The sequence below is a fragment of the Dellaglioa sp. CoH-57-MRSF-16 genome, from assembly GCF_056782055.1.
The window spans coordinates 150258-166975 of the sequence record NZ_JBXAXZ010000003.1; the positions used below are offsets into that span (position 1 = coordinate 150258).

Annotated in this window: 17 protein-coding genes; 4 read left to right on the forward strand and 13 right to left on the reverse strand. The window is 32.5% G+C overall.

The window, feature by feature from the left end:
• Nucleotides 1-39: 39 nt before the first annotated feature.
• From AC1RPH_RS04400 to AC1RPH_RS04410, 3 genes are all read right to left on the reverse strand, one after another.
• Nucleotides 40-1752, reverse strand: a complete 1713-nt coding sequence (locus AC1RPH_RS04400) for an N-acetylmuramoyl-L-alanine amidase (RefSeq protein ID WP_481761523.1) — start codon at nucleotides 1750-1752, stop codon at nucleotides 40-42.
• 65 nt (nucleotides 1753-1817) lie between these two features.
• Nucleotides 1818-2918, reverse strand: coding sequence for a glucosaminidase domain-containing protein (locus AC1RPH_RS04405; RefSeq protein ID WP_481761524.1), 1101 nt, complete (start codon nucleotides 2916-2918; stop codon nucleotides 1818-1820).
• A 90-nt stretch (nucleotides 2919-3008) separates the two neighbouring features.
• Nucleotides 3009-3860 carry a competence protein ComK gene (locus tag AC1RPH_RS04410; protein ID WP_481761525.1) on the reverse strand — a complete coding sequence of 284 codons (852 nt, stop codon included), beginning with the start codon at nucleotides 3858-3860 and terminating at the stop codon, nucleotides 3009-3011.
• A 258-nt stretch (nucleotides 3861-4118) separates the two neighbouring features.
• On the opposite strand from AC1RPH_RS04410, the gene AC1RPH_RS04415 reads away from it, so the two are divergent.
• From AC1RPH_RS04415 to AC1RPH_RS04430, 4 genes are all read left to right on the forward strand, one after another.
• A complete protein-coding gene (locus AC1RPH_RS04415) occupies nucleotides 4119-4682 on the forward strand; it encodes a sigma-70 family RNA polymerase sigma factor (protein WP_481761526.1) in 564 nt (187 codons plus the stop codon).
• A 99-nt stretch (nucleotides 4683-4781) separates the two neighbouring features.
• Complete coding sequence (locus AC1RPH_RS04420) at nucleotides 4782-4982, forward strand: DUF1659 domain-containing protein (protein ID WP_409022133.1); 201 nt, start codon at nucleotides 4782-4784, stop codon at nucleotides 4980-4982.
• Nucleotides 4983-5004: 22 nt separating this feature from the next.
• Nucleotides 5005-5232 (forward strand): DUF2922 domain-containing protein, encoded by a 228-nt coding sequence (locus AC1RPH_RS04425; RefSeq protein ID WP_409022132.1) that lies wholly within the window; start codon nucleotides 5005-5007, stop codon nucleotides 5230-5232.
• Nucleotides 5233-5335: 103 nt separating this feature from the next.
• A complete protein-coding gene (locus tag AC1RPH_RS04430; protein WP_481761527.1) occupies nucleotides 5336-6628 on the forward strand; it encodes an APC family permease in 1293 nt (430 codons plus the stop codon).
• Nucleotides 6629-6658: 30 nt separating this feature from the next.
• On the opposite strand, the gene AC1RPH_RS04435 is transcribed toward AC1RPH_RS04430, so the two are convergent.
• From AC1RPH_RS04435 to AC1RPH_RS04480, 10 genes are all read right to left on the reverse strand, one after another.
• Complete coding sequence (locus AC1RPH_RS04435; protein WP_481761528.1) at nucleotides 6659-7471, reverse strand: sugar phosphate isomerase/epimerase; 813 nt, start codon at nucleotides 7469-7471, stop codon at nucleotides 6659-6661.
• Between the two features lie 104 nt (nucleotides 7472-7575).
• The gene (rfbD, locus tag AC1RPH_RS04440; protein ID WP_481761529.1) at nucleotides 7576-8421 is read right to left on the reverse strand and encodes a dTDP-4-dehydrorhamnose reductase; all 846 of its coding nucleotides are present in this window, start codon (nucleotides 8419-8421) and stop codon (nucleotides 7576-7578) included.
• A 47-nt stretch (nucleotides 8422-8468) separates the two neighbouring features.
• Nucleotides 8469-9497 carry a dTDP-glucose 4,6-dehydratase gene (gene rfbB, locus AC1RPH_RS04445; RefSeq protein ID WP_481761530.1) on the reverse strand — a complete coding sequence of 343 codons (1029 nt, stop codon included), beginning with the start codon at nucleotides 9495-9497 and terminating at the stop codon, nucleotides 8469-8471.
• Between the two features lie 19 nt (nucleotides 9498-9516).
• The gene (gene rfbC, locus AC1RPH_RS04450) at nucleotides 9517-10098 is read right to left on the reverse strand and encodes a dTDP-4-dehydrorhamnose 3,5-epimerase (RefSeq protein ID WP_481761531.1); all 582 of its coding nucleotides are present in this window, start codon (nucleotides 10096-10098) and stop codon (nucleotides 9517-9519) included.
• A complete protein-coding gene (gene rfbA / locus AC1RPH_RS04455) occupies nucleotides 10098-10976 on the reverse strand; it encodes a glucose-1-phosphate thymidylyltransferase RfbA (RefSeq protein ID WP_481761532.1) in 879 nt (292 codons plus the stop codon). The genes rfbC and rfbA overlap by 1 nt, the downstream gene beginning before the upstream one ends.
• Before the next feature lie 87 nt (nucleotides 10977-11063).
• A complete protein-coding gene (locus AC1RPH_RS04460; RefSeq protein WP_481761533.1) occupies nucleotides 11064-12596 on the reverse strand; it encodes a lipopolysaccharide biosynthesis protein in 1533 nt (510 codons plus the stop codon).
• A gap of 15 nt (nucleotides 12597-12611) precedes the next feature.
• Nucleotides 12612-13499, reverse strand: coding sequence for a glycosyltransferase family 92 protein (locus AC1RPH_RS04465; RefSeq protein ID WP_481761534.1), 888 nt, complete (start codon nucleotides 13497-13499; stop codon nucleotides 12612-12614).
• An 86-nt stretch (nucleotides 13500-13585) separates the two neighbouring features.
• Nucleotides 13586-14515, reverse strand: a complete 930-nt coding sequence (locus AC1RPH_RS04470) for a glycosyltransferase family 2 protein (protein WP_481761535.1) — start codon at nucleotides 14513-14515, stop codon at nucleotides 13586-13588.
• A gap of 38 nt (nucleotides 14516-14553) precedes the next feature.
• Entirely contained in the window at nucleotides 14554-15669 is a 1116-nt protein-coding gene (locus tag AC1RPH_RS04475; RefSeq protein WP_481761536.1) for an EpsG family protein, read from the reverse strand.
• Between the two features lie 91 nt (nucleotides 15670-15760).
• Nucleotides 15761-16708 (reverse strand): glycosyltransferase, encoded by a 948-nt coding sequence (locus AC1RPH_RS04480; protein WP_481761537.1) that lies wholly within the window; start codon nucleotides 16706-16708, stop codon nucleotides 15761-15763.
• Nucleotides 16709-16718 lie beyond the last annotated feature (10 nt).

Here is a 16718-nt window from a genome sequence, read left to right on the forward strand (position 1 = left end):
AGCAAAAAAAGAAGCCATAAAATGGCTTCTTTTTTTGCTTTAACTATTCGTTCGACCAACTAAGACGCTACCATAAGCCCAATAGGTCTTTCCTGTTTCAATAACTGTAAAACGGTACATATATGAATCTTCTTTACCATTTTCTTTAATTGTAGCCATGCAATCTACATTAACTGCTTTACCTCTAATTGTAGCATCACTTGCTCTTCCTGTTGTTACTGATAAATATGCTGAATTATAAACATGATTATGCAAGTAGTAAGTGCTTGTCGTACTTACGGTTCCAGTCTGTTTAAGTGACTTATAAGTAATTGATTGATTAAATGTTAAGGCCTTTGAATAAACCCAATATTTATTTAATCCTGATTTAATTTGATACCAAGTTGTTCCTTGGCTTCTATTTTCTGCTCGAGCTAATAATTTCACTGTTTGCCCAGTTAATTGTGTTGAAGAACCATAGTTAACCGTATTATCAGTAGAGTTCTTAACTGAGTTATAAAGCATATATTTATTACTATTAACTTTTGCAGTTTCTGAACCAGATGCACTATGCATTTCTAAATTAACTAGTGCATCCTTATTGACTGCTCCTGTGTAAACCCAATGATCATCTGAACCAATTTTAATACGATACATCGTTGATTTAGCACCATTATAATCAGTTATAACGGCTTTTTGATTAATTGTATATGTTCTATTTTTATAATTGGCTGAATCACCTGTCTTTTTAGATAGATAATCTGAATTGTATACATGATCATGTAACTGATATGACTTACCATTAAATTTAGCTGAAACATTCATTGGTGAGTAACTTACTTTTCTTAATTTTAAGGCGTCACTATAGATCCAATATTTTGTGGATGTCCCTTTAACACGGACGCGATACCAAGTAGTGCTACCATTTTTAACACCACGCATATCTGCATACAATGTTTTACCGCTTAACTTGCTGCTTGAACCTTTATCGACTGCGCCGACCGTCCCTTTAACATGGTTATAAAGACGGTAACTTGTATTATTCATCTGAACAGTTTCTGATCCAGCTGCACTGTGATATGCGACCTTCACACCTAATTGTGTGTAGTATTCTTTGATTAAATCATACAAGTCTGACATTGAATATGACTCATTAAACCATTTATTACCAGATTCGCTATAGTAACCAACTGGATCACCATGATCAGTTGCACCTAAATACTTACTGACATCTGCATGTGCCCAAACTGTTGCGCCCGCTCCATGATTGCTAGCAGTTGCTAAACTTGGTTTCAACCCATATTGTTGTAAAATATAGGCAGTATAGTAGGCGGCATTATTAACTTCTCGTGCAAATGCCGACTTGCTATGAACACGCGTTTCTTCAAATTGCACGAAACGTTGGTTACCTTTAGGACCAGAGCCCCATGACATGACGTTCGTTTTTGCAATATTAATAATATTATGATCGTCAACAAAACTGTGCACAAATGCATTACCATAATTGGCTTTCATAAAAGCCATTTCACCATATATGGTAGATGATGGGTTAGCTGTTTCATGAACAACAACACCTTCTGGTTTACCTTGACGATAAGTCATATCATCGGTTGGAAAACCACCCCAGATAGCACTTGTAATCTCATTTGGTGCAATATGTTGAGAATGTATATAATTATTTACCTTTGATGAAGCCGAAACTGATTGATTCATTAATCCAGCCGCTACAATCCCCAAAACAATGGCAAAACCCATTACTATTTTTTTCTGCATTTTCAATAACTCTCCTATTTTTTTATTGCTATCCCTTAGCAATATTAGTTCAACAACCTAATAAATTAATGTTTATTAATGGCTCCCTTATAGACCCAATGATTAGTAGATCCAATTTTGACTCGGTACATCGTTGATTTAGACCCATTGTAATCAGTAATAATCGCTTTTTTATTAATTGTATAAGTTCTATTATTATGTGTTTTTGATTGACCTGTCTTTTTAGATAAATAATCTGAATTATAAACATGATTATGTAACTGATATGATTTATTATTAAAATTTCCTGTATTTTTTACTGTAGAATAACTTGTTTTTCTTAATTTTAATGCTTGTTTATAGATCCAATACTTCGTTGATGTGCCTTTAACTCTTACTCGATACCAAGTTGTGCTACCTTCTTTTACGCCACGCATGTCCGCATAGACTGTCTTACCTGTCAACTTAGCAGCCGCACCTTTATCACGACTACCTGCTGTTCCTTTAACATGATTGTAAAGACGGTAACCAGTATTAGCTACTTTGACTGTTTCAGAACCGGCTGCGCCATTATAAGCGACTTTAACGGTATTATCTAAACTAGCTAAATTATATCTAGAAATTAAGTTATTTAATTTTTTACCGTAGGCACTACTTGTCGAGTATTTTAAACTCAATGATGCTGTTGCTTTTTGATAAGTACTAGCTTTTTCACGCCATGTACCTGAGTAATACTTAGCATCCCAACTTACACCGTTACGTAAATGGTTGGCATAATCTTGAATAGATGCTTTAGCATTTGGGTATTTTTTAAATTTAGACACCGCATAATAAGCTTTCCCTTTGCTATTATATTCCAATGATTTAACTGAATATGATTGTCCCTTATAGGCACCCTTCATACCAAAAAAATTATTAGCCTTTTTTGCCAACGTACTTTGACCCCAAGAAGATTCAAGAATCATCTGTGATAGCATCACTGATGGATACAAGTTTTTATCTTTTGACACTGCTTGAATCGTTGGTCCATTCTTTTCAATGAGAGCCTTTGTTTGGGCAGTCGTGGCTGCCGTAACTGTTGATTCATTTTTACTTTGATTCCCAATTGGTAAGTTTATTGAGCTAAATCCCGTAATAGCAACAAATGTTACCGTAACTAATTTTGTTAACAACTTTTTATTTTTCATATTTCCCCCTATTTTTCCGAAATTATCAGCTTTAATTATATCAAATTTGCATGTCTAATAACGCCTTTTTCCGTTACATTATGATTACAATTAGTAACGCATAATGCCTCTATTAGTATGCGCCCAACTACACGTTTTTTTGATAATTGAGTCGTCAGGTGATTCATCAGAATACCCTTTCAACGTGTAGATGGCTAATAAATGCTTAACTTCCTTAATGAAATCTATTTTATCCACATAGGTATCACGTCTGTTCTGAACTAAAGATAAGATAGCATCATGATATCTAAATTGGGGTGTTGGATTTTCAAAACCAAGTTCTGCAGCTATTTTACTGGCCAAAGAAACTTGAATATCTGTAAAAAGATGCGCTAAATTTAATTGCTTTAGAAATTGCGAATACTTACTTTGAACTCTAATTCTTAATCCATTGTTGAAAAATAAATCAGTTCCATTTTCTACATCGGAAATATTAGCAAGATGGTGTCCTGCCGTCCATGAGGCATCCCGTTTTGATGGCCCACTATCTGGAAATAACTGATACATACCACATGTGTAAGGTAGAGCTTGTTTCTTTTCAACTAATGACACAATCGCACGCATTGCGACAAAAGTTAGAATTTTTTCATTAATCAAGCGATTCACAAAATTTGTTGTTGTGTATTTACATAATAAAATATCTTTATGCTTATCAAAAATAATGGATCGTAAATCATCCCGTCTGTGTGTTATATGGTGAATATACAAAGTTGTCTCCATGTTCACTTGATAGTTATCCGTTACAATTCCATGTTCTGTAAAAAAATGATCATCCGTAACGTCTATTATTGGATGATTCTCCAACAAGTTTCGCCAATATTGAGACCCAACAGTCAATAAGCGTGTTTCTGGATAATCTATAATTTCTTTAAAATCCCGTTCTAATTCATTCTCCAAGTTCAATAGCCTACTCCTTTTCTTACTTTCATTTAACAACTTATCCTATGTTACAGATTTAATTGTAACTAATCTTGTGTGAACTTAAGTCTAATTGTTAAGTTTATCTTAAGAAAATTAATAGTCTACCTTTAATTCTTAAATGCTCATCAAAAACCCATAAATACGCTCATTTCGTCGTCTATTTTAAAATTGAATAACCTCGTATTCTAATTAAGAACCTTGGCCAAGGGATCTTAAAAGAAACGAGGCAACTCTACTAATATGTCAAATCAAATAAACCCAGGTCTAGCTTTTCTACTGAAAAATGACCGTGAAAAACTTATCTTTGGTGTTCTAAAAAGAATGTCGATTAATCAATCGCATGCTTCATATGACGATTTCGTACAAGAAGCACGATTAGCATTCAGCGCTGCATATGACCAATACCCTAAAACTATTGAAGATAATGAACAAACTTTCATGGTTTACGCCTATCAACGTGTCTACTGGCGACTTCTTGATTTAATTAATCGACAATCTAATCAACAAACGCATTTAGAACCTAATAAGGATGATTCAACTAATCCAACTGATTCCATCATTGATTTAACCCTCCAAACACAAGATACTATCGCTGAAAAATTATTTACAGAACACCTTTTTAAATCACTCTATGACCTCTGTTCAAACGCCGAACAACATTATCTAGTCGATTGTTATATTAGACACAAAACAGTCACAGAAATTGCTGCCAGTCATCATGTTAGCCGTCAAACAGCCTATAACTGGCGTAATAGCGTCGGTCGGAAAGTACTTTTAGTCATTGCTCAAATGAATCAAGAATAAATATCAGTATTTGCTTTACAAAATGGTTAACCGATTCTTTATTATCTATGTAAGGCGTCGCGGCACTTATCAAATATAGACACACAAAGGAGAACATATATGAGTAAAACTTGGGTAAAAACAAACGTTATCGTTGAGGGATTAAGTTCTGACGGCTCTGAACGTAAACGTTCATTCGCTAACATTACTGAAAATGCCTCTAACGAAGCTATTGCACAACTCGGCGCTACAGTTGCTTCATTAACTGGTGATAACACCGTTAAAATGACCATCCGCACAGAATCAAGTCTTTTAGCTTAATCAAACCTAAGGAGGAAATTATATGAAACAATTAGATTTAGCATTTAAAAATGAAGCGGGTAAAACGCGCCATATGAAATTACGTTACGTTAATACAGATTTAGATCCAGCAACCGTTAAGAAAGCCATGGATGACATTACAGGTTCTGATTTATTCCATCGTGATAACGAAAAAATGTTCGTAACCCCTATCTCAGCACAATTTGTTGAAACCATTGAAACACCAATCTACACAAACGATTTAGTTTAACCGTAAAAGCCAACTTAATTGTTGGCTTTTTTTGTACCCTCATAGCACCTATCAATTGCCTTTTAACATCATATTGGCTATTCTAAAATTTAGGGGGATTGTAATGAATAAAATAGAAGATAAAAAAATGACGTTTTTCACGGTTTTCTTGTTAGGAATTAACGGTATTATTGGATCGGGGATTTTCTTATTATCTGGTAAAATTTATAATGATATTGGACCACTCAGTATCTTTACAATTATCGCTGCAGCATTAGCAGTCACCATGATTGTGCTCTGTTACGCAACACTAGCAAGTAAATTTTCGGAAGATGGTGCGGCTTGGTTATATGCCTATAATGCATTCGGTAAATTTACTGGTTTTCAAGTTGGTATATTTACTTGGATATTAGGCGTAGTGACTTTGTCAGCCGAAATTGCTGCGTTACTAACTGTCTTAAAAATACTTTTTCCAGCATTACAACAAACGCTTATTTATGATGTTTCAGCAATTGCCTTAGTCATTATTCTAGGCATCATTAATTATTTTGGAACAGCTATTCTAGATTTCGCAGACAATCTGTCTTCTGCAGCTAAAGTATTTATCATGTTACTCTTTATTATTGTCGGTGCTTTCTTCATTAAGGATGCTCATTTTACGCCCATGATTCCGACTGATATTCACAGTAACACTCAGTTATTTACGAAATTTAATACAGCATTTGGTGTCATTTTTTATATGTATACTGGCTTTTCATTTTTACCGATTGCTGCTGCTAAAATGGATAATCCGGAAAAGAATATTCCGAAAGCACTATTAAGCGTTATTGCAACGGTGACTTTATTATATGTTTTACTTCAAACGGTTGCCGTGGGTATCCTTGGCCCTAACTTAGGATCGTACTCATTACCAATTGCTGCGGCATTCAAAAGTATCTTTGGTCAGTGGGGTTATATGATCATTATCATTGGGATGTTGATCTCTATTCTTGGGGTTGCCATCTCAGTATCATTCAATACACCTATTGTGGCTGCATCGCTAGCAAATGAACATCAGCTTTTACCAAAAATAATCGGTAAGCAAAGTAAACACAATACACCGGTTATCGCAATCATTGTGACATCTATCACAAGCATCCTCCTGCTACTTAGCGGTAGTTATTTATTCTTAGTATCATGCATTGTCTTTGCATCGTTTGTCCAATATGTACCAACAATTCTAGCAACATTTAAATTCAATAATGATCCAAATTTACCAAAAGGTTTCAAATTACCAGGTGGTCCAATTATTCCAAGCCTTGCATTAATTATCTCACTTTACTTACTGTTAAGTTTTAATTGGAAAATCATCTTATTCGGCGTTATCGTGTTAGTACTAGGGTGTTTACTCTACTGGTTTGATAACCGAAAAAAATAACCATTGATTTTGAAAGTTCAAAACCAATGGTTATTTTTCTATTAAATTTTGTAGATATTCATGACTTTCCAACATTTCGCGACAATCATTTTGATTTTCTAAATCAATTTCGTAAATAGTCGTTGCATTTGGATTAAGCAAAGGATATGCTAACTTCCAATCAATCTTGCCTTTTCCTAAAGTTAAACTATCATGAAATTTACCCATTGAATCGACTAAGTGATAATGGACGATATTTGGCATTAACCGTTTCAAACTCGCTTGTAAGTCAGTATTACTACCTGCTTGTTTAATAAAGGCATGCGATGTATCAAATGCTAAGCGATACCCTTTTTGTAGAATAAACTGATCCATCTCTTCAGACCCATAATAAAATAAATCAGAAATCGAATTCTCAAACATGACGTTATTTTGTCCATATTTTTGATAATAATCCATCCGATTAAATAACGCTGATTCCGCAACCTCAAAATTAGGATATTCAGCAATAATTGTTGGCGTTTGTCGATTATATGAACCATGAATGAGGGTTTGAATTGATTTATCTTTTGCGAGCTGAATCAATGTCTCAGTACTTTCTCTAACAAAACGATATAACCTAGGATCAGCTGTTTCGGAAACGGCTAATTCAACAGATTGTTCACCAACCTTCATTGGATGATGCATGACAATCTTCTTCGTAGTTGCCTTCACCTCATCAATCTCATCTGATAATCGTTTTAATCCATCTCCAGAAACATCAAATTCATTTAGATAGAATTCAAAAATATCTGGATTATGTTGTAACCGATCATGGAGTTGAATTGGGTCAGTTCCCGCCTTTAATCCTAATGGTATTGTCATTTGAATCATCTCCTTGGTACTATGTTAGCATTAAATTGGGTGAAAATAAAAAGGAGTGACTTCTAATGATTCAATTTCTCAAATCACTAGAAAACTCCCCTTTTCTATACTTCAATTTTAGCCATAAATTCATGTAAAGCATCTTGCCAACTTGGTACTTCAAATCCCGTTGCTTTAACTTTACTCAAATCCATAACTGAATGTCTAGGTCGGTATGCCTTTTGTGGATATTCTTCAGACGTTACTGGACTTATTTCAACTACTTCATCCTTTAAAATCTCACTAGCAAATTCATACCAAGTACATGAATTATCATTAGAAAGCTGATATAACCCATAAGGAATATTTTTTTGAACTGCATATAACATAAAATCAGCCAGCGTTCTAGTCCAAGTTGGCCGTCCAACCTGATCACTAACAACAGTCAGATGATCATGAGTTTTAGCTAAGTTTAGCATCGTATAGACGAAGTTCTTTCCATATTCGCCAAAAACCCATGATGTACGGATAATATAATACTTACTCATTATTTTAGCAACGGCTTCTTCTCCAGCTAACTTCGTCCGACCATATTCATTTTTAGGCGCAGTGGGTGTTTTTTCTGTATACATTTGATCATTAGTCCCATCAAATACATAATCAGTACTAATGTAAACTAACGTAGCACCCACAGATTCTGCTGCTGTGGCAATATTCTGAGTACCTATAACATTAACTTGTTCATTAATAGCTTTACCAGGTTCTTCTTCAGCATTATCAACAGCTGTATAAGCTGCACAGTGGTAGACAATTTCTGGGCGATTATCTAAAAAATAATTATTAACTGCTTTTGAGTCAGTAATATCTAAATCTTTAGAACCAGTTCCTGTATATACAATCTTTTTTTCATCTAATAAATGACTTAATTCTGTTCCTAATTGACCATTTACACCCGTAATTAATATTTTCATAATTAGCTCCTTCAAAAAAAGAATGGACTTAAGTCCATTCTTAGTTATTATTGTCCATTTTTTGCATAATTTGCTTCAACTGCATCTTTCTCAGCTTTCCACCAATTTTCATTATTTCGGTACCAATCAATCGTATCTTGTAATCCTGATTTAAAATCAGTAAATTCAGGATTCCAACCAAGCTCTTCACGTAATTTTGATGAATCAATAGCATATCGTAAATCGTGTCCTGGGCGATCTTTAACGACATCATAAGCATCTTTAGGTTGACCCATTAATTCTAAAATCAACTCCAAAACAGCCTTATTATCTTGTTCACCATCCGCACCAATCAAATAAGTTTCACCAATACGACCCTTATTTAAAATAGCCCAGACAGCACTTGAATGATCATTAGTATGAATCCAATCGCGAACATTTTTACCAGAACCATATAACTTAGGCCGGATTCCACTCAAAACATTAGTAATCTGTCTTGGAATAAACTTCTCAATATGTTGGTATGGTCCATAATTATTGGAACAATTTGAAATTGTTGCCTGTAAATTGAATGAACGCACCCATGCACGAACTAATAAATCTGATCCAGCCTTTGTTGATGAATATGGACTGCTTGGATTATAACGTGTTTCAGGTGTGAATTTTTCACCTTCACCTTCCCCATGACCGGGTAAATCTTCGCGTAATGGTAAGTCTCCATACACTTCATCAGTTGAAACATGATGGTAGCGGACATTGTATTTACGACAAGCTTCTAGCAATGTATATGTTCCGATAATATTAGTTTGAATAAAAGGTGATGGATCTTTTAAAGAATTATCATTGTGACTTTCTGCAGCGTAATGTACTACCGCATCTGTTTTGCTAACAAGTTCATCAACTAGTTTAGCGTCAGTAATATCTCCCACTACTAGCTCAACACGATCAGCAGGTAGTCCAGCTAAATTTTCTTTATTTCCTGCATAAGTTAATTTATCTAACACGGTAATGTGAACATCTGGGTGGTTATTAACCACATAATGGACAAAATTAGAACCAATAAATCCGGCCCCACCTGTTACAATAATATTTTTCATTTAAAAACACCTCTCCTATTTAGATTTCTCCATACACAAACGGATTGTCTTTTTCAAACTCTGTAAACGTTGGTTGTGCAGCATCTTTTTCAGATGTAATTGCTTGGTCAAAATCAATAGGCCAATCAATATTTAGTTCAGGAGTTTTAAATGAAATCCCACCATCTGCTGCTGCATTGTAGTAACCATCACATTTATAAAGGAAATTAACATCATCTGTTAATGTTACAAATCCATGGGCATACCCTTTAGGAACTAATAATTGGCGATGGTTACTTGCAGAAAGAATATATCCTTCCCACTGTTTATAAGTAGGTGAACCTTTTCGAACATCGACAATAACATCTAGTACTGCCCCTGTCACGACCCGAATTAATTTAGTTTGTGCAGCTTCTCCACGTTGAAAATGAAGTCCTCTTAAAACGCCAGCTTGTGTTGATAATGAATGATTATCTTGGATAAAATCAATATCTATTCCAGCTTCTTTGAAATCTTTGTCTGAATATGACTCCGTAAAAAAGCCGCGATTATCACCAAATACTGCTGGTTCAATAATCTTAACATCTTGTAACTTTGTTGTTGATACTTTTAATTTACCCATTACTTTTTATCCTCTTCTTCTGCGATACGTAACATGTACTGTCCATAATCATTTTTTTTGAGTGGTTGTGCTAGATCAATTAATTGTTCGCGTGAAATATAACCCATTCGATAGGCGATTTCCTCTAAATTAGCTACTTGCATATTTTGCATTCTTTGAACAGTTTCAATAAACTGCCCTGCTTCAAGTAAACTTGCATGTGTCCCTGTATCAAGCCAAGCAAATCCACGTCCCATAATTTCAACATGTAGTCTTCCTTTTTCAAGATAGACCTTGTTAACATCCGTAATTTCAAGTTCGCCACGTGGTGACGGCTTAATATTTTTTGCTATATCAACAACTGAATTATCATAAAAGTATAAGCCTGTTACTGCAAAATTACTTTTAGGGTGATCCGGTTTTTCAACAATCGAAATTGCTTTATGGCTCTCATCAAATTCAACAACACCAAAACGCTCGGGATCACGCACTTGATAACCAAATACGGTAGCCCCCTCAGTTTGATTTGCAGCCCGTTCAAGCATCTTAGTCATACCTGGACCATAATAAATATTATCACCTAAGATGAGCGCAACGCTATCATTACCAATGAAATCAGCACCAATAATGAATGCTTCTGCTAATCCATCTGGTGTAGGTTGAACGGCATACTCTAAATTAATGCCTAATTCAGAACCGTTGCCCAATAATTCTTGAAAACGTGGCGTATCTTCAGGAGTAGAAATAATTAGAATATCCTTGATACCTGCCAACATTAATGTTGATATTGGATAATAGATCATTGGTTTATCATAAATCGGCATCAGCTGTTTACTTGATGCACGTGTCAATGGATATAAACGAGTCCCACTACCTCCGGCTAAAACTATTCCCTTCATACACTTTTCCTCCTAAAATATTCTAATTAATTTTTGTAAATGGTAGCTACAATAACTACTTAACACAGCTTTTAAAAATAAAAATCATTATTTATTTAATATCCTTCTTAAAACCAATTTTTTAACATAATTTGTTTCGTCATATCTAATAAATAAGAAATAGAATAATGTACTTGCTAGAATAAATACAACAGCAGATGCTATCAAAATACTGAAAATCCCTTGAATTACAATAATTTTTAGTAAATACGAAATTATTCCTAATTCTATTCCAATTATTCCCATATAACCAAAATATTTAAGATAATATTTTTTCATACTACGTTTGAATCCATATTTGAATAAGATAAGTGGTTCCCACCATAAATTAATTCCAATATTACTTACTATTGTACCAATTAATATACCATTAATGCCGAGATTTGTTGTCATTAACAAAAGAATTGAAACTATCATATTAACTACAGCTTCAAGTAGTGATTTATATCTCATTGGCCAAAATAATCCACGTGCACCAATAAAATTTAATACAGTCTGTCTAAATTGAACAAGTACAAAATTTATAACAATAAGTAACACGGTAAAGTTCGATAAGACGTAATTTGATCCTATCCAAAATTTAATAAAAGATTCAATAACTGCGTATAACGTTATAGCAATAACTGATGTAATACCGGCATTTATATACATATAACGATAAAACACAACTTCTTGATAATCTTCATCCTCCGTTACTCCTAGATTACCTAATCCAGCTGTGACAGCAGAGATACTTTGTGTCAACACACTGGAAATACTATTTACAATCAGCATATAATTAGAATATATTCCTACTAATCTAACGCCTAAAAATGCCGATATTAATATATTATCCGTTCCAAAAACTAATATAGTACCAATTTTTGAAGAAACAGTCCCAAATATATTTTTCTTCATATAGTTGATGACTTTAGGATTTACTTTAACAGTTTTCATTTCGGAAAGAAATTCAAATTCCCTATCAACAAGTTTTGAAATTCTCAAGTTAGATAACAATGTTATAATTATTTGGATTACTAAGTACCAAACATATTGTCTAAATAAAAGTAAAAAGATAATTTGTAATACTGTCTGCATTATCGTAAAAATTAATCTATTTAAACTATCCTTATATCCTTCTTGATTTGCAATTAATAAGGAACGTTTATACGTAAAAAAGTAACTAACAACCGTATTTAATAAAAATAGTACAAACATAACTCGCGGAAATGGTACAGGACTACCGCCCTTCATTAAAATAGTTATAAATGGAGTAAATGCTAAACCCATAATCAAAATTACGATACCAATCACATTATACACTTTTCTAAATAAATTCATGACACCAGCAATTTCACCATGATTACTAGTAGCAAGAGGATCGTACAGTGAGTACGTTATCGCCCCACCAATCCCTAATTCAGCAAAGGATAGAAAACTCAACACATTAGCATATAGCCCATTGATTCCCATGTAATCGGCACCAAGAGTTTTAATAAATACTGTCTGCAATGCAAACTTCAAAACTAACATTATTACTTGCGATAGTGCAGCGATTGATGTATTTTTAGCTGCTATACCAGTTCGAGAATTATTATTCATACATCACACTTACCCTCATCTGTTAAGTTCTTGTACACGTTTAATTTCTGTTTTAATTTTATCCGTGTACTTTAACATGCCGTTATCATAGACATCATTAATATCGTGCTTCTTAAAATCAAGATAACTACGTTCTTTTATATCATTACTTTGATCAGCATATCCTCTTTTTACTTTATTCTCGAATTCTTCAAGTGATTTTGCATAGTAATGATTAACCCTCACGTGTTCCCTTGATACAATTTTAGGTCTTTTTTCATTTGTCCATGGATATCCCCATAACCTATTTCCGTTTTCATCAGTCGTTTTACCGGCCACATCATACCAATGTGGTATTCTCATATCAATTACTAATCTAGGATTTACGATAGGTTTTGAATCTAAAATAATATCATTTTTTGATCTATTTAAAAATGTCTCAGTAACTAATCCATTTGATTTTTTAATCAAATTAGATGAGCCGAACATCACCCAACCAATTTCAATTTGAGCAACGTTTTCACTAAATTCATTTAAAAAAGAATCAATATTTTTTTCATCAATTAATACTAAATATTCATCTAAATCTAGTGTTAATAGCCATTTTGTTTCTGTCTTACAGCGCTCGACAGCATCCAGATATGCTGGTATTTGTTGCTTATCACCCGGAAAATAGATATATTCAACCACTTTACTTTTAATATACGGTTCTAAAATTTCTTTTAAATTATCAGTAGATTCGTTATCATAAATATAAAATTTTGATATACCAATAATTTTATGATATTCAATCCATTCTTGAACGTATAGTGCTTCATTTTTAATAATTGCCACTAATGACACGCTATTAATAAAATCAGTTTTTTCTTCAATTATTTTTACTTGTTTATACCTTTTATTTCCGTAGTTCATCTTATTTTTCATATACTTTATCATATTATATGCCGTAATAAAATTACGCCTAAAACTTTTTTTTATTAAATTGATAGTAACCACCTAATCACTCTCTATTAAACAAACCATATAATTATTCTTTGTGCTGTTGTATTAATTAAACTATGAAATTTATGATACAAAGAATATCTTTTAAAGATATTCTTTGTATCATAAAACTTATATGTATCTTCTAGCATTTTTTTTTCAGTATCATTTTTAATGATATTAGAAAATCTTTCATACAGAACAATATTTTCCTTTTTAATCCGACCTAATTGTTTATATCTTATTTTTAATCTACGAAAAACTTCATACAAGTGTACATTACTCTTACCAATTCCGATGACGTTATTTTCATGTTGTCTATAGTAAACCGTTACTTTATCAATGTACGTTAAATTCCCACTTGCTGAGCTGATTTTAGCAATAATTGAATCATGCATTGTTACATTTTCAATATCTTCATCTGTTAACATAAGTACTTCATCTCTTAGTTTCTTATTAATTGCTAATGCCGCTCCGGTTACTTTAAAATTGAATAATAAATCATTCAATGAATGATTATAATTTTCGCCTACTAACATTTTAGACATTTTAATATTTGTTGAAACAGCCTTTTTATCAGCAATCATAAGATCTGAAAATATAGCTTGTGTTATTTTATTGTCTAACAAATCAAATTTATCCATAAATTGCATTATTTTATCTGAAACCCAAACATCATCTTGATCAGAAAAAAAATAGTAATCAGCATCGACAACCCTAAGTAATTCAAAAAAGGAACGTTTAACACCCATATTTCCGCTTGAATAAATTATTTTTAACAAATTTTTATTTTCGTATCTTTTTAAAATATCTATTGTATTATCTGTTGAACCATCATCTCTAACATAAATCTGTATGTTATCTTCATTTTTATATTTTTGCTCAATAATACTATTTAATTGTTCCTCGACGTACTTTTCGCCATTATACGTTGACATAATCACAGCTATATTTTTCAAAAATTTACTCCTTAATTACTTTTCTTTAAACGACAATGCTAAAGCGATTTCCAATGTACTAAATATGGAATACTGTCAACAAATTCTTGTGGTACTAACACTCCATAAAACGCTATAACAGCTAATAAGAGTATCCCCACCATCATTAAATCAATCTTTAATAATATTCTACTATCAATCTCATCTTTATGCTCCCTAATTAGCGCGTATGCAATTATAATTGGTGCGAAAGAGTTACGTTGGAACCGTTGATATTGTATCGACATAACTAAAAATGGGAGTGCTACAAGACCAGTTAACGAAATTAAGAATAACAATTTCAATTTATTTTTAATCTCAGTTGATAGGCTATTAATTTTCAAAAAATAATATCCAAGTCCTAACATTGAAAAATATGATAAAGCTATTTCTATAAGCATTATTTTTGATGAACCAGCAGCATAACTTGTGTTCAGTTTATCAAACAATTGTGTCCTAGATGAATGCAATGAAACTTTCGTTATTATATTTTTCAATAAACCACTTAAACCTGGAATAAATTGTACAATTGTTAAAATTACAAAAAAACCAATAATTAATTGTACAAAAATTTTCACATATTTTTCGCTCAAAAAGCTTAAGGGAATTATTATTAAAAATATATATCCAGATGAATGCATTGATGCGCTCAATAAGATTAATCCGATGGCAATAATAATATTTTTTACATTTTTTTTCTGTAAAAAACTTAGCCCTAATAGAGCAATAGAAATCATAAAAAAATTACGTGCCTGTGTTGCCTCATTAAAAAAAGGAAAAATTGCAAAAACCCAAACAAAAGATCCTAAATTCTTTGTAAATCTTAATATTGCAACTGTCAAAATAATAAAACTAACAATAAATAATATTAATCTAAAATCAGCATATGTCACTCCGTTTGCCGCAAAAATTCGAGAAAGCCACATATAGCCCCACTCAAATTGGTGATTATATGGTGCTAAAGAACTATTATCATAATTAATAAGATAACTAGGATAATCGGTCGTCGTCATCTTACTAGCAGCACCCGCTAGCCATGCTAATATTCCGATTCCAATGAACGGAATGATATTATTTTTTTTACCATGAACATGATCCAAAAAGAAATTGGTTACTATTGCAAATAAATATGTCATATAAACTCCTAGATAGTCATTTCTTAAACAATTAATGAAATTTGCTTATGCTGTATTCCATTTTTAATTAAATTTTATGTAAATACTAACATTATTTTTTGAATAACCTTAATATTTCCTCCAAATAGAGTAAGGTATTGTGACCGTGAATATTGGTAAAAAAACCATTCTTTTTGCCAAATATTATGGCTTCGATACCCTTCTTTTCTACAAAATATTTCAACATAGTAATTCTTTTTTTTATTTTAATAGGCGAATTTGAAAATTGTAGTTCTAATTCATTAACCAATTTGGAAAATCGATCAAATTTAACTTTATATTTTTTTAAATCAATTAACTTACTTTTTATAATTGTACTTTTTTTATGTGCATCGGCACCTCTTGTAATATTAAATGAATGCATTCTATGACCATCAGTCGCACTATCTATATATCCAATCCCATCATATAATCCAGCAACTAATGCAAGCCATGCATCATGATTAACTGCTTCTATCGGGATGTTTTTTGAAATTTCTAATAAGTTACGATTAATAATCATCGTATTACCCATTAACCAGTTATGTAGAAAAATACGTTGATATGTTGGTTTATTTTTCTTTTCTACACCACTGTAGTTCACACTTCCGTCCCCCACTACTTCAAAAAACTCGTCATAATTCGTATATACAAGCTTAGGCAGTACTTTTTCGTTAGGCAGGTGTCTAATTTCATTTAATGATATCTCAATTTTATTTGTATACCATACATCATCCTGATCTGAGAACATAACATATTCATACTGGTCTGGAACGTTATTCATTAAAATTTCAAAATTTCCTAATTGGCCCTTTTCATTAATATTTAGCGAGCTATCTAGTATCGTTATTTTAGGATCTCTTTTAAAATTATCTAAAATTTTACTGGTATTATCTTTCGAAAAATCATCTCTAATAAATAGGTGCCAATTCCCATATGATTGATTCTTAATACTTTCAATTTGCTCCATTAAAAATTTTTCACCATTGTAGGTAGCCATTAAAATTGCAACGTCACTCATAATTAGATCC